14 protein-coding genes and 1 tRNA gene are annotated in these 19,174 nt (G+C 65.7%); 6 read left to right on the forward strand and 9 right to left on the reverse strand.

What is annotated here, in order from left to right:
* The first annotated feature begins 253 nt into the window (after positions 1–253).
* Both metC and QA645_RS22565 read left to right on the forward strand, forming a co-directional pair.
* Positions 254–1,438, forward strand: coding sequence for a cystathionine beta-lyase (gene metC, locus QA645_RS22560; RefSeq protein WP_254131375.1), 1,185 nt, complete (start codon positions 254–256; stop codon positions 1,436–1,438).
* A 160-nt stretch (positions 1,439–1,598) separates the two neighbouring features.
* The gene (locus QA645_RS22565) at positions 1,599–3,293 is read left to right on the forward strand and encodes a Na/Pi cotransporter family protein (RefSeq protein WP_283043973.1); all 1,695 of its coding nucleotides are present in this window, start codon (positions 1,599–1,601) and stop codon (positions 3,291–3,293) included.
* Here the strand turns inward: QA645_RS22565 and QA645_RS22570 are convergent.
* The 8 genes from QA645_RS22570 to QA645_RS22605 all read right to left on the reverse strand — a co-directional run bounded on the left by QA645_RS22570 (position 3,290) and on the right by QA645_RS22605 (position 16,049).
* Positions 3,290–4,147 carry an EamA family transporter gene (locus tag QA645_RS22570; RefSeq protein WP_283043974.1) on the reverse strand — a complete coding sequence of 286 codons (858 nt, stop codon included), beginning with the start codon at positions 4,145–4,147 and terminating at the stop codon, positions 3,290–3,292. The genes QA645_RS22565 and QA645_RS22570 overlap by 4 nt on opposite strands.
* A gap of 70 nt (positions 4,148–4,217) precedes the next feature.
* Positions 4,218–4,754, reverse strand: a complete 537-nt coding sequence (locus QA645_RS22575; protein ID WP_283043975.1) for a TetR/AcrR family transcriptional regulator — start codon at positions 4,752–4,754, stop codon at positions 4,218–4,220.
* A gap of 173 nt (positions 4,755–4,927) precedes the next feature.
* A complete protein-coding gene (locus tag QA645_RS22580) occupies positions 4,928–5,266 on the reverse strand; it encodes a lipid-A-disaccharide synthase N-terminal domain-containing protein (RefSeq protein ID WP_254193654.1) in 339 nt (112 codons plus the stop codon).
* Positions 5,263–5,997 carry a glycosyltransferase family 2 protein gene (locus QA645_RS22585; protein WP_283043976.1) on the reverse strand — a complete coding sequence of 245 codons (735 nt, stop codon included), beginning with the start codon at positions 5,995–5,997 and terminating at the stop codon, positions 5,263–5,265. The genes QA645_RS22580 and QA645_RS22585 overlap by 4 nt, the downstream gene beginning before the upstream one ends.
* A 66-nt stretch (positions 5,998–6,063) precedes the next feature.
* Positions 6,064–6,909: a phosphatase PAP2 family protein gene (locus QA645_RS22590; RefSeq protein WP_283043977.1), complete on the reverse strand. Its 846-nt coding sequence runs from the start codon at positions 6,907–6,909 to the stop codon at positions 6,064–6,066.
* 1 nt (position 6,910) lies between these two features.
* The gene (locus QA645_RS22595) at positions 6,911–8,653 is read right to left on the reverse strand and encodes a glycosyltransferase family 39 protein (RefSeq protein ID WP_254193652.1); all 1,743 of its coding nucleotides are present in this window, start codon (positions 8,651–8,653) and stop codon (positions 6,911–6,913) included.
* 50 nt (positions 8,654–8,703) lie between these two features.
* Entirely contained in the window at positions 8,704–10,836 is a 2,133-nt protein-coding gene (gene pbpC, locus QA645_RS22600; RefSeq protein ID WP_283043978.1) for a penicillin-binding protein 1C, read from the reverse strand.
* A gap of 8 nt (positions 10,837–10,844) precedes the next feature.
* Positions 10,845–16,049 (reverse strand): alpha-2-macroglobulin, encoded by a 5,205-nt coding sequence (locus QA645_RS22605; RefSeq protein WP_283043979.1) that lies wholly within the window; start codon positions 16,047–16,049, stop codon positions 10,845–10,847.
* Between the two features lie 402 nt (positions 16,050–16,451).
* Between QA645_RS22605 and QA645_RS22610 the strand changes: the two genes are divergently transcribed.
* The 4 genes from QA645_RS22610 (at position 16,452) to QA645_RS22625 (ending at position 18,096) form a co-directional block, all read left to right on the forward strand.
* Positions 16,452–16,528, forward strand: a tRNA-Arg gene (locus QA645_RS22610).
* Between the two features lie 172 nt (positions 16,529–16,700).
* Positions 16,701–16,934 (forward strand): hypothetical protein, encoded by a 234-nt coding sequence (locus tag QA645_RS22615; protein WP_254131365.1) that lies wholly within the window; start codon positions 16,701–16,703, stop codon positions 16,932–16,934.
* Positions 16,935–17,243: 309 nt separating this feature from the next.
* Positions 17,244–17,816: a hypothetical protein gene (locus tag QA645_RS22620; RefSeq protein ID WP_283043980.1), complete on the forward strand. Its 573-nt coding sequence runs from the start codon at positions 17,244–17,246 to the stop codon at positions 17,814–17,816.
* A 118-nt stretch (positions 17,817–17,934) separates the two neighbouring features.
* Positions 17,935–18,096, forward strand: coding sequence for a hypothetical protein (locus tag QA645_RS22625; RefSeq protein ID WP_283043981.1), 162 nt, complete (start codon positions 17,935–17,937; stop codon positions 18,094–18,096).
* 131 nt (positions 18,097–18,227) lie between these two features.
* Here QA645_RS22625 and QA645_RS22630 read toward each other — a convergent pair whose 3' ends face one another.
* Positions 18,228–19,046, reverse strand: coding sequence for a hypothetical protein (locus tag QA645_RS22630; protein ID WP_283043982.1), 819 nt, complete (start codon positions 19,044–19,046; stop codon positions 18,228–18,230).
* Positions 19,047–19,174 lie beyond the last annotated feature (128 nt).

Genomic DNA, 19,174 nt, shown 5'->3' on the forward strand with positions numbered 1-19,174 from the left:
ACCTTAAATCCTCGCCGCGGGCGCCCGCCGTTGTGGCTGTGGCGCAAGGTCCGGTCAGACGATGGATCGAAGGTCGCGGCAGGCCCCTCAACATGCGGCGACTGAATAGCACCTGCGCATCACAGAACGACTGGCGAGCCGGGTCAAGGGGTTGACGGGACTCTTCTGTGTTCTGTTATTAACGTCAGCGGCCTCCAGGCCGCCCCGACCGCGCGATCCGCGCCGGCGGAAACGCTTTTTTGAAAGCAGTCGCATGGATTCCTCGCACCCCGCACAGCAGCACGCCGAAACCCGGCTGGTCACCTCCGGCCGCGACACCAAGGCGCAGAAGGGGTTCGTCAATCCACCTGTGTTCCACGGCTCGACCGTGCTCTATCCGACCGCCGAGGACCTGCACGCCCATCGCGGCGAGTTTACTTATGGCCGGCACGGCAGCCCGACCACCCGGGCGTTCCAGGACACGCTGATGGCGCTGGAGGGGCCGCAATGCGCCGGCGTCGGCATCGTCCCGTCAGGCCTGTCGGCGATCTCGACCACCCTGCTCGCGGTCTTGAAGACCGGCGACCACATCCTGGTCTGTGACAATGTCTATCGTCCCACGCGCAATTTCTGCAACGGCATGCTGGCCCGCCTCGGCATCGAGACCACCTATTTCGATTCGCTGATCGGCGCCGGCATCGAGAAGCTGTTCAAGCCCAACACCCGCGCTGTGCTGGTCGAGGCGCCCGGCTCGCAATCGTTCGAGATGCCGGATATCCGCGCCATCGCTCACGTCGCCCATGCGCGCGATGCGCTCGTCATCGACGACAACACCTGGGCCACGCCGCTCTATCACCGCTCGCTCGAGCAGGGCGTCGACATCAGCATGCAGGCCGCCACGAAATATATCGGCGGCCATTCCGACATCATGTTCGGCACGATCTCGGCCAACGCCAGGACCTGGCCGCAGATTACCGAAGGCATCCGCCTGCTCGGCGTCTGCGCCGGTCCCGACGACGTCTTCCTTGCGCTGCGCGGCCTGCGCACGCTGTCGGTGCGGCTCGCGCAGCATCATCGCTCGGGCCTCGACATGGCGCGCTGGCTCGCTGGCCGCCCTGAGGTCGCTCGCGTCCTGCATCCGGGGCTCGAGACCGATCCGGGCCATGCCATCTGGAAGCGCGACTTCACCGGCGCCTCCGGCCTGTTCAGCATCGTGCTGAAGCCGGCGCCGCAGACGGCCGTCGACACCATGCTCAACACACTCAAACTGTTCGGCATGGGCTTTTCCTGGGGCGGCTTCGAGAGCCTCGCGATTCCCTTCGACTGCAACGACTATCGTACGGCGACGAAATGGGCGCCCGGTGGCCCGACACTGCGCCTGCATATCGGGCTGGAGAGCACCGACGATCTCAAGGCCGATCTCGATCGCGGCTTCGCTGCCCTCAAAGCGGCAATGTGAGCCTGCTCACGAGGCATCTCGCCTGCGGACGCGCCAGAGCGCGCCGCGGCGGGAACGAGCAAGGACCGCAGGCGTTAACGCCGACGCGCCAACAAAGGGTTTGATCCGCTGGCGTTTGGCGCTAGCCTGAATCCCTTCGACTCTCATCCGGACACGGAGCATGGGAACGTTGGTTCTGCTCGATCTGATGGGCGGCGTGGCGTTGCTGCTGTGGGGCCTGCACATGGTCCAGAGCGGCATCCTGCGCGCCTTTGGCCCCGATCTGCGACGCCTGCTCGGCAAGGCGCTCGGCAATCGCTTCAGCGCGTTTGCAGCCGGGCTGGGACTCACCGCACTGCTTCAGAGCAGCACGGCGACCGCGCTCCTCACCAGCTCCTTTGCCGCGGAGGGCCTGCTCAGCCTCGTCGCCGCGCTCGCCATCATGCTGGGGGCCAATGTCGGCACGACGCTGATCGTGCAGGCATTGTCGTTCAACATTGCAGCGGTCGCGCCCGTGCTGTTCGTGCTCGGCCTCGTCGCCTTCCGCTCCGGCCCGCGCTCGCGGATCAAGGACATCGGCCGAATCGCAATCGGCCTCGGATTGATGCTGCTGTCGCTGCACATCCTGCTCGACACGCTGGCGCCGGCGGAGAACGCACCCGGTGTGCGCGTCGTGATGTCGGCGATCACAGGCGACCCCGTTCTGTGCATCATCGTCGCCGGGCTTCTGACCTGGGCCGTGCATTCGAGCGTCGCCAGCGTGCTGCTGATCATGTCGCTGGCCTACTCGCAATTCATCACGCCCGATGCGGCGCTGGCGCTGGTGCTCGGGGCCAATCTCGGCAGCGCCGTCAACCCCGTGTTCGAAGGCGCAAAGCGCGACGATCCCGCGAGCTATCGCCTGCCGGTCGGCAATCTCGTCAACCGCGTCATCGGCATTGCGCTGGTGCTGCCGTTCCTGGGCACGATCGCGGGTCACATGCATGCCTGGCAGCCCGATCTCGCCAAGATGATCGCCGCGTTCCACATCGCCTTCAACGTCGGCACGGCCGTCATCTTCATCGGCCTGCTCGACCCAATGTCGCGCCTGCTGACCCGGCTCCTGCCCGATCGCGTGCAGGAAACCGATCCCGCGCGGCCGCGCTATCTCGACGAGACCGCACTCGAGAGCCCCTCGCTCGCGCTTGCGGACGCCGCCCGCGAGACGTTGCGCATGGGCGATCTGGTCGAAACCATGCTGCGCAAGGTCATGGCCGCGATGATGACCGGCGACCGCTCGCTGGTCGACCAGGTCTCGAAGACGGACAATGTCGTCGACAGTCTCGACGAGGCCATCAAGCTCTACGTCACCAAGCTGACCCGCGGCAGCCTCGATGAAAGCGAAGGCCGGCGTGCGATGGAGATCATCTCCTTCGCCATCAACCTCGAGCATATCGGCGACATCATCGACAAGAATTTGAGCGAGCTCGCCACCAAGAAGATCAAGCGGCGCTTCCAGTTCTCGGCTGAAGGCGCCGAGGAACTCGCCGCGTTCCACAAGCGTACGATGGATTCGCTGCGGATCGCCTTCGGCGTGTTCATGTCGGGCGACGCCAATGAGGCCCGCAAGCTGTTGGTGGAAAAGACCGCGCTGAAGAACACCGAGCTCGCGGCCGTGGAGCGCCATCTCGATCGCCTGCGCGAGGGCCGCCCCGAGACCATCGAGACCACGTCGCTGCACCTGGACGTGCTGCGCGATCTGCGCCGCATCCATTCGCATATCTGCTCGGTCGCCTATCCCGTGTTGGATGCTGCGGGCCAGCCCTATCGCCGGACCGAGGCGGAGACGGCCGCCCTGCCCGCCTCAGGCGCCACGGCGCTGCCGCGCCAGGGCTAAGACGCGGCGCGCGGTTTGACTTGCGTGATGGCGACGCCGGAGATCGCGAGCAGCCCGCCGATGATCAGCTTTGGCGTCATGCGCTCGCCCAGGAACAACACGCTCGACATCAGCGCAAACACCGGAAGCAGCAGGCCGAAGGGCGCGACGCGCCCCATCGAGCAACGCCCGATCAGCCAGAACCAGAGGCCGAAGCCGACAATGCCGCCGATGAAGATCGTGTAGGCGAGCGCCAGCCAGCCGCGTCCGTCGGCGGTGGCGAGGCTCGCCATTTGCCCATATTCGAGCAGCAGCGACATCACCAAGACCTGCGGCACCGTCAGCAGCGACGACCAGCCCATCAGCATCAGGGGATCGAACGGGCCGTAGCGTTTGGTCAGGACGTTGGACACCGCGAACGCAAAAGCGGCACCAACGACGAGCAGCAGCGGCAGAGCGTTTCCCGAAAACCCAGGCCCGGCTGCCAACACAACCACGCCGACGAACGCCAGCACCACGCCGGCGGAGGCGATGAGCGACGGCCTTTCCGCGAGCAGCGGCCAGGCCAACAGGACGGTGAACGGCGGGGCGAGTTGATAGGCGACGGCCGACAAGCTTCCCGAACCGAGCCCAAGGCCAACATAGAACAGCCCGAAGTTCAGCCCGCCAAGGAAAACCGAAATGGCGGCGACAGGACCGAACTGTTGGCGCGTCGGCCTCTTGACGAACGGAACAAGCAGCAGCGCGATGGCCAGGAAGCGCAGTGCGAGGAAGAAGAGCGGCGGAAACTCCCTGACGCCGACCTTGATGGCTACAAACTGGTAGCCCCAGAGCAACGGGACGGCGACCGCGCAGATGATCTGAATGGCGGACATGGCATCGTTGTTTTCAAGACCGTTCGGTCTAGATATCGGCGTGCGAACAGCGGAAGCGTCCATGGTTGATCTACCTGATGAAACGGTCGAGAAAAGCGTCAACGGTGGCTTGCGAAATGATCCGTGTCGGTGCCGTCTTACCGACCACCCGCAGGCCCTCGACGAAACAGACGAGAATTCGGGCGGCACTCGACGGCTCGACTCCATCGGCCAGTTGGCCCGCTGCCTTCGCACGGGAAAGTGCACCAGCCACCCGAGCCTCCATGGCCTTGAAAAAGCTCCCGATGCGACGATCAACGTCGACATCACGGCCAGCCAGTTCCATGGCTGTGGCTACCAGCAAGCATCCGCGCCGACCATTGGCACCGCTGTTGCGGTCAACGTAGCCGGCAAGGTAGGCCCTCAAGCCGTCGACAGGGTCTCCGCAAGGATCGAACTCGATATCCATCCGTGTCATTGCATCGGCAATGTAGCGATCAAGCGCACGCAGGAAGAGCGAGTGCTTGTCACCGAAAGCGGCGTAAAGACTGCCACGCGAGAGCTTCGTCGCACGAAGAAGGTCCGGCAGCGCCGTGGCGTGATAGCCGCGCGACCAGAACACACCCATCGCGCGTTCGACAGCGGCTTCCGTGTCGAAACTCCGGGGACGGCCACGGGGCAGTTGGACTGGGGTTGGGCGGCGCATGGCCGGAATATGAACCGATCGGTCTTGAAATCGCAAGAGCCGATTGGGATCACATCTCACACGATTTCGGGAGAAGTCCGGAACCTGGTGCTGGATCAGCGCTCCAGCGTCCTCGACGTGCGGCCGCGGTTCTTGATGATCAACATGATGTTGCGGATGTAGATGATCGTCGCCAGCGCCTGCCCGAGGATGATGACGGGCTCGCGCTTCACGACGCCGTAGACCAGCGTCATCAACCCGCCGCCCATCGAGCAGAACCAGAACGCCATCGGCACCACGCTGTTGCCGGCGCGCTCGCTCGCGATCCATTGCACCAGGAAGCGGGCGGTGAAGAACAATTGCGCGACCAGGCCGAAGGCGAGCCAGAAATCGAACTTGGCGACGAAGACGTCGTAGAGATAGTTGCTCAGCGCCTGGCCATATTGGATGATCATGCGTTCACCTCAGTCACCTCTGGCGTCGGCTTCTTGCGGCGGATCAGCCACCACACGCCGGCGAGATCCATGATCCCGATCCACAGCCGGTCGAAGAAGCCGTAATTGGACACGCCGGAATGGCGCGGCCGGTCGATCACGTCGACATAGGCGATGTCAAAACCTTCGCGGCGAACCAATGCCGGCAGGAAACGATGCAGCCCGTCGAAATAGGGCATGGTCAGGAAGACGTCGCGCCGGAATGCTTTCAACCCGCAACCGGTGTCGCGCGTGCCGTCCTTCAGGATGCCATTGCGGATGCCGTTTGCTACGCGCGATTGGAATTTCTTGAAACCGGTGTCCTTGCGGCCAACGCGTTGTCCCGCGGCAAGCCCGACATTCGCGCTCCTCTCGACCGCCGCGATCAGGTCCGGCAGGAAGGCTGGATTGTTCTGGCCGTCGCCATCGAGCGTCGCCACGATCGTGCCACGGGCCGCGCGCACGCCGCTGCGCACCGCCGCCGACTGGCCGCCCGACCTGGCATGACGCAACTGCCGCAGATTGTCCCGCTGAGTCATGATCGACGCGAGCCGCTCGCCGGTCGCATCGGTCGAGCCGTCGTTGACATAAATGATTTCATAGGCCCAGCGGCCATCGAGCGCGGCCGTGATCTCCTCGATCAGGGGCGCAATGTTGTCGACTTCGTTGCGCACGGGGACGACGATGGAAACCGAAGGCTGGGACGACGACAAATCGAAGCTCGTGGTTGGAATTGGCCTGCGACCTGGGGAACCGGCAGCCCCGGGAAGCAGCCGCTTTTATGGGGCAGATGCCCCGCGGGCAACCCTTTTGAGGCGCCCGGGAAGCGGTCCCGGAAGCGGCACGATGGTGCCGTCGGCGCGGATGGCAAAAGCGAGCCGGCGCGCCGCAAACCAGTAGCGGACGGCCATGGTGCTGACCATGCCGACCAGCGCACCGGCCGTGACGTCACTCGGGTGATGCGCCAGCAGCACCAGGCGCGTCAGTATGATCACGATTGCGTAAGTGAACATGAACACGCGCAGGCGCGGCCAGAGCGCCGAAACCGCAAAGGCCAGTGCGAACGCCGTCGCCGCATGCCCCGACGGCAGGCTGGCATAAGCCCCCGTCCCCTCGAACGGGATGAAGTTGAACGGATCGGCCTTGCCGCCGACGAACGGACGGCCGCGGCCAATGAGATATTTCAGGCCATCGGTGACGAACGTGGACAGGGCAACGGACAGAAACAGATATTGCAGCCGGGTGCCGAAGCCGAGCATTAGCGCGCGGCGTGTGCCGTGCATCGCGGCGGCAACGAGCGCCAATACGATGAGCGCGACCCCCAGCACGGAGAGCACATTCTCGTCCTTGCCGAAATCGGTGAGGATGCGGATCGGCCAGAGCGCCGGCGTACCGCGTGCCGGCATCAGCTGGATCTCGGTCCGATCGAACGCGACCATCAGCACGACGATCAAGGCGGCCCCCGCCGCACTGAGCCACAGCGAATGCCGCGCCAGTTTTCGTGCAGCCGCGGCGCGGCGCGAATGCGACGGCGTGCGCACGAGCTGCGCCAGCGCGTGTCCCGCCACCCCGAACAGCTGCACAGGGTAGCTTGCGCGCGGCGCGACGGTGGTCGTTACAGGCATCTTATTCGGTGCCCTCGGAGCGGAAGATCGAAATCGAGATCGCGCGTCCCTGCGAGAAATTATAGCCGTCGATGCGCGTGCCGACCTTGTAGCGCAGCCCGATCGCCTCGGCGCGTTGCACGAAGCTGCGCTCTGACTTCTGCTCGATCAATGCAAACCGGCAGCTTCCCTGCCTGAGGAAATCGGCGGCTCCCGATCCGTCGGTCAGCAGCGTCTGGGTGCCCGTCAGGAACACGAGGCTCGGCTCGTGATAGCCGGCCGACGCCGCCTTCGGCCCGACGCAGGTGACGTTGCGCAGCGCCCGCGCGACCTCGATGCTCGGAAACAGCGGCGTGAGCGACGGCAGCACGATGCCGTAGACCACGACCGCCAGCATCAGCGCCGCGACCAGCGCGTTGAGCACCGAGCGTTCGGCACGGTTGTTGTCGTACAGCCACCAGGCGAACAGGCCGAAGATCAGCGAGGCCGCGATGAACGGCCAGGCCACGAAGGCCGGCTGCCGCGTCAGCATGACAGCCCCGACCACCGCGATGATCGAGCCGCCCGCGGGGATCGCGAACCACCAGGCCGAGCCGCGCGCCAGCCAGGAGCGCGACAGCACATTCCGCTCCAGCGCACCGACGGTCAGGATCGCAATCGCGGGATAGAGCGGCAGCACGTAATGCGGCAGCTTGGTCAGCACCGCCTCGAACACGATCCAGGACGGGATCAGCCAGGCCAGCAGGAACTGCGCGCCGGGTTCGCGCCGCGCCCGCCACACCGCAGGCGCCGCCATCGCTGCCAGCGGCGCGCCCGGCCAGAAGGTGATCCAGAACAGCGCCAGGTACAGTCCGGGCGGCGCGCCATGGGATTCCTGCGCGCCGATCTTGCTCAGCATGTCGCCACCGACGGAATCGGCGAAGAAGGCATCGCCCGCGCGCCAGAAGATCGCGACGAACCAGGGCAGCACCAGCACCAGCATCCACATCAGGCCCCAGACCGGGCGCAGCTTCCACAGCCAGGAGGAATCGCGGTCCTGGATCGCGAGCGCGATGATCGTCAGGCCCGCGAACATCAGGATCAGCGGCCCCTTGATCAGGATACCCACGGCCAGCGCGGTCCAGAAGATCGCGGGCCAGCTCCAGGGCGGATGGGTTTCGTCCTCGGCGCGCTGCCAGGACAGATAGGCGCGCGACATCGCGCCCATTGCGGCAACTACGCAGAACAGCAGCATCGCGTCGGTCTTGGCGAGCCGCGCCTCGACGCCGAGCAGCACGGAGGAGCACACCAGAAGGCCGGCAAGAACCGCGGCGCGCCGCGTGACGAAGCCGAGCGCCGCCCAATAGGTCATCAGCACGGCGCCGATCGCCCCCAGCAGCGACGGCAGCCGATAGACCCAGATCCGGAGTTCGGCCTTCGGCAGCTTCAACGCGGTGGCGACTTCGACAGCGGCGGATTGCAACCAGTAGATGCCGACGGGTTTCTTGTAGCGCACGTCCTCCTGGAAGCGGATGTCGACATAGTCGCCGCTCTCGACCATCTGCTTGGTGGCCTGGGCAAAGCGTGCCTCGTCGCGATCGACCGGCGGAATGGTGAAGAAGCCGGGCAGGAACAGCAGCAGCGCGCACACCGCGAGGAAGGCCACAGCGCGGGCGTGGCTGGCGGTGACAAAGTCGAGCATCAGCACGAGCCGACTGCCCGGATTTACGGGCGTTTTCGGCTCTCGGGGCGCTCCAAAACGGGGCGTGGGATAGGTCTCGGCCATTGGTTCCGCTTACGCTGAAACCGCCATCGCCACAACCGCTTAAGGCAAGGTCATTGAATTCGAATGACAACTGTGTCCGCGGCGCCAGTGGCGTCGATCACGGTCAGCCGTGCAAAGCCCGGGCCGGGTGGATCAATCAGGCGCTGGCGGCGCCCGTCGATCTCGCCGAGCGCCGTACCGTTGACCATGACAGTCATCGGCAATACCCCGCCGGCGACCTTCACGGGCATGGCGGCAGCCTCGGCTCCGGCCGAGCGATCCACGTCGATCCGGGAGCCATTGAGCGGGAACTGGATATGGAGCGCCTGCTCGCCCCCGGTCCGCACGAGTTCCCCGACGGGGCGGAACCGCTTCAGTGGCAACGGCAACTTCGCGTTGCTGGCGACCAGGGTTCCCTTGGGCGGCTTGGGCAGCGGGGTCAGCGTCTTGCCGGTGCGGGCGAAGGCGTCGAACAGGATGGGCGCCGCCGCGATGCGGCCGATCAGGCCGGGAACCGGGGCGCCATCGGGCCGGCCCACCCAGACGCCGATGGTCATGCGGCCGTCGAACCCGACCGACCAGGCATCGCGATAGCCGTAGGAGGTTCCGGTCTTGAAGGCGATGCGGTTGTGGGCGGCGTTTTCCGGCGGTGGGGTTCCCAGGAGCACGTTGCCGACCTGCCAGGCCGCGACGGGGTCCAGCAGCCGCAGCGGCTCGCGGTCATCGGCGGCCGTCATGACCTCGCGCAACGGCCTGGTGGTGCCGAGCCGGGCGAAGCCCGCATAGAGCTGAACAAGATCCTGCAGCGTCACGCCGACGCCACCGAGCCCCATGGCGAGCCCCGGTGCCTCGTCCTTGGGCAGCACGAGATTGCCGCCGGCCTGGCGCAGCCGCGAGGCCAGTCGGCTCGAGCCGACGCGGTCCAGCAGCACGATCGCCGGCACGTTCAGCGACAGCTGCAGCGCCTTCTTCACCGGCACCGTGCCCTGGAACGTCATGTCGAAATTTTCCGGTGCGTAGGAGCCGAAGCGGACCGGGCGGTCGTCGATCAGACTGTCGGGGTGAACAAAACCGTCCTCGAAGGCGAGCCCATAGATGAACGGTTTCAGCGTCGAGCCCGGCGAGCGAATGGCGCGGGTCATGTCGACCTGCCCTGCCCGGCTCTCATCGAAATAATCGGCCGAGCCGACGCGCGCGAGCACGTCGCCGCTCTCATTGTCGACCACGATGATGCCGACCGAGATGTTCGGTCCCAGCGCAATGGCACGATCGCGCGCCAAGGGCTCCAGCACCCTCTGGAGATTACAATCCAGCGTCAGCTTGATGACCGGCGCGTCCTTGACCGTTGCGAGCGCGCTGTCGGAGGCATGCGGCGCCAGGATCGGCATTGGCTTGCGCAGCTTCGGCACAGGCGCGGACTTGGCCTGCTTTGCATCGTCCACACTGACCACATGCTCCTCGACCATGCGGTCGAGCACGCGATCGCGGGCGATACGCGCCGCTTCGGGATAGCGGTCGAGCCGCCGCGTCTCCGGCGATTGGGGCAGCGCGACCAGCAGCGCTGCTTCCGCCAGCGACAGCCGCTTCGGCTCCTTGCCGAGATAGGCAATGGACGCAGCGCGAATGCCCTCGAGATTGCCGCCATAGGGCGCCAGCGCGAGATAGAGGTTGAGGATCTCGTCCTTGCTCAGTGTCCGCTCCAGCTCGATCGCGCGCACGATCTGGTGCAGTTTGGCGTAGAGCGAACGCTGCCGCCTTGGCTCCATCAGCCGCGCCAGCTGCATCGAGATGGTCGAGCCGCCGGACACGATGTGCCCGCGCGTCGAGAGCTGCAGCGCGGCGCGGCCCAGCGCTAGCGGATCGATCCCATCATGGCTGTAGAAGCGCTGGTCCTCATAGGCGAACAGCAGCTTCAGATAGGTCGGATCGACATTGGCTTTGGCATCGACCGGCAGCCGCCATCGCCCGTCGGTCATGGCATAGGCGCGCAGCAGTTTGCCGTTGCGGTCGACGACGGTGGTGGAGACACGGCGCGCTTCGTCGAACGGGAGAGGACCGAGGGAATAGACCCAGCCGACGAAGCCGATGATGGCGAGGATGAACGCGAGCGCGGCGATAGAGAGGACACGATGTCCCCTGCCCCGCACGCCGTCATGGCCGGGCTTGTCCCGGCCATCCACGTTCTTGCTCAGCGCCTCGCTCATCTCACGCCTCACTTCGCCGCCCGCACCTCGACCGTGCCGGTACCCGTGCGGCCATAGCGCGAGGGATTGTACATGTCCTCGACATAGGCCTGCGGCAGCACGTATTTGCCGGGCGAAACGACGCGCACGACGTAGGCGACGGTGAAGACCGCCTTGGAGTCCGAGGCGCGATCCACGGCCGCCGTGAAGCGGTCATCGCGGAACTCGGTATCCTCCGGCTCCTGGCCGTCCTCGATCCAGTCCAGCGTGCCGCTGTCACCCGACGACACCAGTTTTGGATTGTCGATCTCCAGGCCTGCCGGCAGATAGTCCGACACCATGATGTGGCCGTACTCGGGCTTCGCTTCCGTAATCTTCAACACCACGGCGAAGCGATCGTTCTGCTTGACCTTGCTGATATCGGCGGGCTTGCCGTCGAGCGTGAAGTAGTTGCGCTCGATCTTGAAGCCGTTCGACGCGGCCGGCTCTGGCGTGATCGGCGAGCCCGACACCGAGATCACCGCCTGCACGGGCGCATCGCCGGTGTTGGTGATCTTCAGCGGCTTGCCGGTCAGCGTATCCGCCTTGTAGCTGCGATAGAGCGCGGTCTTGACGCTCTGGCCGTCGACCTCGAGCGAGAGGTTCTCCTTGGCCAAGGCGCGGGCCGCCAGCACCAGCCACGCATTCTCCTGCGTCGAGGTGTAGGGCGTGAGCCCGCGCGCGGTCTCGACCCGTGCCACCGCCTGCGTCAGCGTTGCCTTGGGCGCGTTGCCTTCGCTCGCGAGCGAGACGAGAGCCGCAGCATCGCGCAGCTGCGAGCCGTAATCGGTGCGGCCGAATTCCAGCACCGGCTTTGGCGCGAGGCTGTCGAGGGCTGCGCCATAGACCCGCTCCGCGCGGTTGCGATCGCCGACCAGCGCCAGCGCTGCCGCGAGCTGAGACTTCGCAATCGGGGTTGCGAGGTTACTCAGTTTGGTGTCGGCGAGATAACGGAGATCGCCGATGGGAGCAGCGCCGTTGCGGGCCAGCACATAGAGGCCGTAGGCGAGATCGCGCCCGCCATCCTTCTCCGGCTCATTGCCGTTGACGACGGAGTTGCGGATACGATCCAGCGCGTTCTTGAACAGCACGTCCGGCACCACAAAGCCCTTTTCGCGGGCGCGGGTCAGGAAGTCCGTCACGTATGCATCGAGCCACGCGTCGTCACCTCCGGCCGACCACAGACCGAACGAGCCATTGGATCCCTGACGGGCCAATAACCGCTCGATGGCGTCGCGGATGCGCTGGTCGACCTCGGTGTCCATGGCCAGATGCGCGCCGGCCGCAAGATCGTTGACGTAGAGCAGCGGCATGGCGCGGCTCGTGATCTGCTCCGAGCAGCCATAGGGATAGCGGTCGAGCGCCTTGAGGATCGTCGCCGCATCGAGCGCCGTCGACAGGCTCGCCGAAACCGAGACGCTGCCGGTGCCCGGCACGAGGTCGGAGAACATGTCCGAGGTCAGCGTCAGGCTCTCGCCCTTCGCCAACGTCCGGATCGAGCGCCGCGCCAGCACCTGCGTTGCCGCCTTGACGTCGAGCGCATAGTGGCGCGCCAGCGTCGGGCCATTCGGCCCCTTGATGTCGACGTCGAGCGTCGCCGATCCCGCCGCGGTCGCGTCGATCGCGAGCGCGAACGAGTTGCGCTGCTTGGCGGCGAGCTTGACGGTGGTGGCGGGATTGCCGGTCATCTTCACCGGACCGCCCGTCTTGACGTTGATGACGTAGTCGCCGGCCTGGCCCTCGACGTTGTCGATCTCGAGATTAACCGTGCCATGGTCGCCGTTGAGCAGGAAGCGCGGCAGGGTCGTGGTCAGCACCACGGGATCGCGGATCACGACGTCGGTGTTGGCGCGGCCGAGCTTGGTCGCGGTCCACGCCACTGCCATCACGCGCGCCGTGCCGGCGAACTCCGGAATGTCGAAGCTCACTTCGGCGGTGCCGTCGGCACCGACGGTGACGATGCCCGAGTAGAGAGCCAGCGGCTTCTGCGCAGGCGGCGAACCCTGCAGTTCGGCCGCGCCGGCGTCACCGCCGGATTTGATCTGGCCGCGCGTACCCGACATGCCGTCAATCAGCTGCCCATAGAGATCGCGGATCTCCGCGCTCAGGCGGCGCTGGCCGAGATAATAATCATCCGGCGCCGGCGGCTTGTAGTTGGTGAGGTTGAGGATACCGACATCGACCGCAGCGATGACGATTTTCGCGTCCTCGCCCGGATTGAGTCCGTCGAGCCTGACCGGGATCTTCAGCTTCGCGTTGGGCCGGATCAGCGCCGGCGGCGTCAGCTTGACCTGGAGCGTGCGGCTCTGCTTGTCGATGCCGAACCATTTCAGGCCGATCGCGCGGCCCGGCATGCGCTGGGCCGCCGCGTCGAGCGGACGGCGCAGCGTCGCCACCACGTAAGCGCCGGTGCCCCAGTCCTTGCCGACCGGGAGTTTGACCTGCGCGGTGCCTTCCTTGACGTCGATGGTCTGCGTCGTCAGCAGGCGATCGCCGAGCACGTTGACGGTGAGCTTGCCGGCGGAACGGACATTGACCGACACGGTCATGGTGTCGCCGGACGCATATTGCGGCTTGTCGATCGAGGTCTCCAGCAGATCCGGCGTATCGGCGCTGCCGTCGGAATACCAGCCGACGTCGAACTGCACCGAGGTGACGGGGCCGTCGGCATCGTTCGACTTCACATCGAGCCGGTAGCGGCCGGGCTGGGGCGCGAGCGAAATCCGGGACGGCTTGTCGGCGGCGATGGTGACGTCACCATCGGCCACGCGCGAGGTCGACTTGACCGGCTCGTACTCCCAATAATTGTTCTGGCGGTACCATTGGTAGCGCGACTCCATCCTCAGGAGCTCGTAGCGCAGCCCGTCGCGGGGAAGCGTCTTGCCCTCGGGAGAAACGAACACGATGTCGAACTCGGCCTTGTCGCCCTCCGCCACGTTCTTGTCGCCGAACAGCGGCTTGATGCCGATCAGCGCGGTCGCGGGTGCGACCGGCAGCACCAGCTTGCGCTCGACGGCGCGCCCGCCCGTCTCGACCATGCGGACGAAGATCTGCGCCTCCTGCGGACGGGTCGAGGCCGGCTGCTTCTCCAGCGTCACCGGGAAGGTCGCCACGCCATTGGCGTCGGCCTCGGGCAGGTTCTCCAGCGGTGTGCGCTCGTTCGAGGTGGTCTGCTCGTCATCGACGCCGAACTGGTAGCCGGCAAAGCCCGGCCGCTCCGAAGCCGGCGCAATCAGCATGTCGCCTTCGAGCTGAAGGCCCGACGCCGGCGCGCCATAGAGGAAATGACCGTCCGCCTTGAGCTCCACAGGAGCGTTAGCTTTGATCAGCTTGTCCTTGGCGGACAAATCAAATTCGATCCGATCGGGGACGTAGTCCTCGACCATGAAGGTGGTCTCGCCAACCGAAGATCCCTTCGGATCGGTGAAGGCGCGCACCCGCCAGGTGCCTGTCGGAACGGCCGAGTTCAGCGGCACGGATAGCGTCCGGCCGCCGGCACCTTGGTCAGCCAGCACGGCGCGACGGTATTCGACACCGTCGGGACGCTCGATCACCAGGGTCAGCGGCCCGCCATTGACGGCATTGCCCTGCCCGTCGCGCAGCAGCGCAGTCAGATAGACCGTCTCGCTGGAGCGGTAGACGCCGCGCTCGGCATAGACGAAGGCGTCGGCGCCCGATGGCACCACGCGACCCGCGACACCGCGGTCGGACAGATCAAAGGCCGAGGTCTTGAGGCTGAGGAACGCGTAATCGGCCTTCTCGCCGGTGACGGTCAGCATCGCCGGCGACAGGCCGCCCTCGCCGCGCGCGAGCCCCGCCTCGAACAACACATGGCCGGACTCGTCGGTCTTGCGCGTCGCCAAAATTTCGTTGTTGCGTGCGACCAGCCGCACCTCGGCTTTGCCGACCGGATCGGTCGAGGCCAGCGAATTGACGAACACATGGATGCCGTCATTACCGGAATAGGCCGTGACGCCGAGATCCGAAACGATGAACCATTGGGTGGCGAGCTGGTTGTCGTCGTCGCTGCCCGGGCCCTTGGCCGCCGCCGTCATCACATAGACGCCGGGCTGGAGCTCACCCAGCGCCTGGTCGACCGGAAACGCGGTGATGACGTCCTGGTTCAGTGTCATCGCGGTCGCAAGCTCGCCGGACCAGACTTTTACGCCGCGCTCGTCGCCGAGATCGCCAAGCTGGTACTTCGACAGCGTCTTCTGGAAGTCGCTGTCGACCACGGTGTTGATCAGGTTGCGATCGCCGATCCGGAACACGTTGATGTTCACCGCGGGCGTGTTGACGCTGACCACGGGAATGCCGCGCTGGCCGGTGCGCGGCAACACGTAGGCGCGGCTGGTGAAGCGCACGAACGGCTTGCGGTCGCGCACATAGATGTTGAACTCGGCCGATTTCGGCAGGCCCTCCTTCACGGTCGACGGCAGGCCGGCGCGGAGATTGATATTGTAACGTTCGCCGTGCTTCAGCCCATCGACGCAAAGCTGCTTGCCTTCGGCCGACAGCGCCGGCTTGTCCTGGCCGGCAAGCGCCAGGAACGGCGCGAAATCGGTGCGCTTGGCCAGCTCTTCCGAGAACTGGAAGCAGGCGCGCGGGCTCGCCGAATCCGAGTCCACGGTATAGTCGAGCAGCCGGAAGCCGTGCTCGTCGCGCAGTTTCTCGTAGCTGCCGCGAACGTCCGCGACCTCGCGCATGTCCAGCGACAGCCGCAGGGCATCCAGTGCCGGCCGCCACAGCTTGCGCTCGGACAGCGATTTGCCGAGCACGGCGAGCGCATCGGCCTCCTCGCCCGGATTGCCGGCGCGCTGGTAGGCGATGTAGGCGGCGGTCGAGGCGCGCTCCAGCAGGAAGGTCTGCTCGCTCGAGCTCTTCGGCGTGATCTGGAAGATCACCTTTGCGAGCCGCAGCCAGTTGCCGGCGTCGTCAGGTGTGACCGCGGCGATCTGGCCGAGGACCGAGAGCCCGGTGCGGTAGTCGTTGCGCTTGAAGGCGGCATCCGCGTCGGTGCGCAAGGTCGCCCCGGTTTTGGCGACCGGCCCCGCCTCGCTCTTGATCTGCGCCTCCAGCTTGATGGCGGAATCAGCGAGATCGTCGCGCTTGAACGCCTTATCCGCCGCGTGTGCGGCGCTCAGGCCAAGCGCCAGCGCGGCGCAGATTGTGACGGCGCGAACCAGACCGATCATGTAGGGACTCCCGGAAATCGCGGACGAACGCCGCGGGCGCATAAAATGCGCGGAAAGGTGACAGACTCATGGCGATGGAACCAGAGGTGCAAAACGTCGCATTCGCCATGGCAAGGCACGCCCAGAGGAGACCGATCGCGCTATCGCCGCGCACGCCGTCCTGTGGCGCAGCAATATCGGACCAGTCGTCCGGCAGCCGTGTCCCGGAAGCTCATCAGCGCCCCCGGCGATGTGATCCATCGTCCAGTACGCTGCCGCTCAACCCGGCACCCTGACACTCCGCCGTTCCGCTTTGTCGCGCCATCGAGGAAAACGGTTCGGTTCAGGCTTGGCGAAACACCAGATTTTTCATATTGGCATGCTATATGACAGCCAGCCCCCCTAGACCGGGTGGCCCAGGACGGTCCCATAGCTCAACTGGATAGAGTAGCGGATTTCTACTCCGCGGGTTGCAGGTTCGAGTCCTGCTGGGATCGCCAGCCTCAGTTTTGCTGGCGCGCGCCGGCGTTCATCATTAACGCGCGCGTCGACGCGCCATAACACATCCGTCATCTTTCACGAACGCGTGGGCACCCTCGCCTCGGCCTTTGAACCGCGCAGGTGCGCCCTATCTATGCGCGGCGGGCGACCTGCGCCCGGTTAGGACGATCGATGCCGCGAGCCGAATTGACGAGAATGGGGATTGCCTGTGCTGTGGCGATCGTCGCGATGTCGTTTCTCGTGCTCGACGCAGTCGTGGACGTCAACTCCGGCGCGATCGCAAAGCGGATCGAGATGGCGCAGGCGTCCATTGCGGATGCCGCCATGAGCCAGCATCAGCTCGCCTCCGCCGTTCACGCCTGGACGCGTCGAGGCCACCAGAAAGAGCCGTCGGCGGTGGAGTGATTCCAACTTCGGCCTGAACTCGGCTCCGCACGGTCGAGCGCTCCGATTGTTCACGGTTCGACTCCGCTCCGTTCCCAAAATACGAATCATCACCACAGAATGCGGCACGACGCATGTCTTAACGACACGTTTCGCAAGCCACGACCAACACGCATCGATCGGGTCGTTCTTTCGACAAAATGCAACCGCTGCGCGGGAACGAGATCGCGATCGGCACGTTGATGCGACGAAACAGAGTGGTGCCGACCTGCCAGCCCCGGTCGGCTTTGAAGGGCCCCGTGCTTGTCCCCCCGAGCACGGGGCTTTCTCATGACGGGTGCCAAGAGACTCGAATGGCAAGACTCGAATGCCAATATCCCGAATCGGGCGCAGCTGTCCGTTAGACGAAAATCAGCTTTGTCGCTCGTCGTCGCGCCGATCGCGAGCGAGCTGATGCCAGGCCAGGGCCAGTTCGATCAGTCGTTGCCGATCGGGCCCTTCGGACGCCGCGGCGCGCTTCATCGCCGCCTCGGCTTCATGCTGGGGGTCGTACTTGGTACACATGCGGCCAAGTTTAACCGTCCGATCTGGACAAGTGCGTGGCAATTTCGTCCGTATGATTGCGGAGGACGAAAGTCGCACCGGCGTGCGCGTTTCCGCACGATGGTACCGCGACGAATCTGTCGTTGCGACCGGGAGCTGCGCGGGCTCGCTTCTCGCAGACGATGTCACGTCAAAAGCGCGAAGACGGGCGCGAAACCCGATTGCGCTGATCTTCGTATTTTCCTCATTCTGCAAACAGCCGGCCCCGTCGACGGGTTCACGTTCGGAGTCGGTTGCGACGGATATTGTCCGCTCGGCAACAGCGTGTTGCCTCACGGCGCCGCGCGCACAAACCGGTGAGGCCCGGCTTTCATTCCGGCGATCTGTGAAGTGCATCACAGCCGAGTTCCGGCGCGTTCGCTAAACAGCGTCTTAAGCGCCGCAAGAACGCGACACAGGAAGGATGGCTGTTCGCCTCATGACACACAAGGCCGAAGCCGCAGCACGGGCTCACGCATCATCGCGCAAGACCGACCTGTTCGGTCTCTCCCTCCTCGCCGCCATCGTCCTGGTGATGACAATCTGGATCGGCGGCCTGGTCTGGGCCGCGATGGCGTTCCTGACCTGGCTGGTCTCCTGAGCGCAACGCGGTCGCACGCCTTGGTTGTGCGTCCCAGCAACGTTGTCAGACCTCGTCTCCCGATGGAAGCAAACGCAAATGAGGCGGGCACCGGGCCCGCCTCATTCGTGTTGGATTACGCTTTGAGAGGTTCAGTAGCAGGCGCGCGGATCGGTCTGCACATACTGGCCGCTCGGATAGCGGTAATAGCAATTGCCCTGAGCGAGATAGTAACCGGGGCGCGATGCGGCGGTGGCGCCGGCGATCGCCCCGGTTGCGCCGCCGATCACGGCGCCTGCGGCCGCACCCGTGGCGTTGCCGGAAATCAGGCCGCCAAGCACGCCGCCGACGATGGCTCCGCCGAGCGCGCTCGCGCCGGGATCTGCCGGCGGCGGTGGAGGCGGCGGTTCATAGGCGACCGGCGGACCGGGCGGCGCGTAGGCCACCGGCACATCGTCGATATAGTCCTCGGAAATGTAGGCGGGCGGGCCGTCCATCCGCTGGGGATAATAGTACCAGACGCCGCCGACATCCCACCACCAGCCGGAGCGGCCGTTGTGGACCTCGTGGCGCCAGCGTCCACCGTCCCAGGCAAGGTTGCCGCGATAGGCATGTCCGCCCCAATCACGCGCCGGCGCGGGGCCGCGTGCCATGTAGCGGCCGGGTCCCGGCGGCGGGCCACCGGCATTGCGCGGTCCGGGACCATGCGGGCCGGGAGCGGCTGCTGGCCCTGCTCCTGGGGCCGGAGCCATGTGGGCCTGACCGCCGGGCTGAGGCCCGGGGTGCACGGCCTGCTGCGGCGGAGGACCCTTGCGCATGTTCTGATTGGCCGGGGGTGGACCACCTGCGCCCTGCCCTGGCGGCTGGCCGGGGCCCCTCGGCGCGGCGTCCTGCGCTTGCGCGGACAGTGCCAGCAACGACATGGCCGAAACCATGGGAATGATGATCTTCATGCGGCTGGACGCACTCATGCGTGCTTACCCCTCAACTTTCGCAATTGCCGTGGTCCACGCGCGATAGACGATTCGGGTCGCGCCTGGGTGATGCCGACGGACATGACTGACCTGTCAAACTGACCTGACAGGCCGGCTATGTCCCG

The organism is Bradyrhizobium sp. CIAT3101 (assembly GCF_029714945.1).
GTDB lineage: Bacteria > Pseudomonadota > Alphaproteobacteria > Rhizobiales > Xanthobacteraceae > Bradyrhizobium.

Bases quoted from the DNA above. Each gene is read 5' to 3' on its own strand.
- metC (WP_254131375.1), top strand. From the start codon at position 254: ATGGATTCCTCGCACCCCGCACAGCAGCACGCCGAAACCCGGCTGGTC.
- QA645_RS22565 (WP_283043973.1), top strand. From the start codon at position 1,599: ATGGGAACGTTGGTTCTGCTCGATCTGATGGGCGGCGTGGCGTTGCTG.
- QA645_RS22570 (WP_283043974.1), bottom strand. From the start codon at position 4,147: ATGTCCGCCATTCAGATCATCTGCGCGGTCGCCGTCCCGTTGCTCTGG.
- QA645_RS22575 (WP_283043975.1), bottom strand. From the start codon at position 4,754: ATGGGTGTGTTCTGGTCGCGCGGCTATCACGCCACGGCGCTGCCGGAC.
- QA645_RS22580 (WP_254193654.1), bottom strand. From the start codon at position 5,266: ATGATCATCCAATATGGCCAGGCGCTGAGCAACTATCTCTACGACGTC.
- QA645_RS22590 (WP_283043977.1), bottom strand. From the start codon at position 6,909: ATGCCTGTAACGACCACCGTCGCGCCGCGCGCAAGCTACCCTGTGCAG.
- QA645_RS22595 (WP_254193652.1), bottom strand. From the start codon at position 8,653: ATGGCCGAGACCTATCCCACGCCCCGTTTTGGAGCGCCCCGAGAGCCG.
- pbpC (WP_283043978.1), bottom strand. From the start codon at position 10,836: ATGAGCGAGGCGCTGAGCAAGAACGTGGATGGCCGGGACAAGCCCGGC.
- QA645_RS22605 (WP_283043979.1), bottom strand. From the start codon at position 16,049: ATGATCGGTCTGGTTCGCGCCGTCACAATCTGCGCCGCGCTGGCGCTT.
- QA645_RS22615 (WP_254131365.1), top strand. From the start codon at position 16,701: ATGCCGCGAGCCGAATTGACGAGAATGGGGATTGCCTGTGCTGTGGCG.
- QA645_RS22620 (WP_283043980.1), top strand. From the start codon at position 17,244: ATGACGGGTGCCAAGAGACTCGAATGGCAAGACTCGAATGCCAATATC.
- QA645_RS22625 (WP_283043981.1), top strand. From the start codon at position 17,935: ATGACACACAAGGCCGAAGCCGCAGCACGGGCTCACGCATCATCGCGC.
- QA645_RS22630 (WP_283043982.1), bottom strand. From the start codon at position 19,046: ATGAGTGCGTCCAGCCGCATGAAGATCATCATTCCCATGGTTTCGGCC.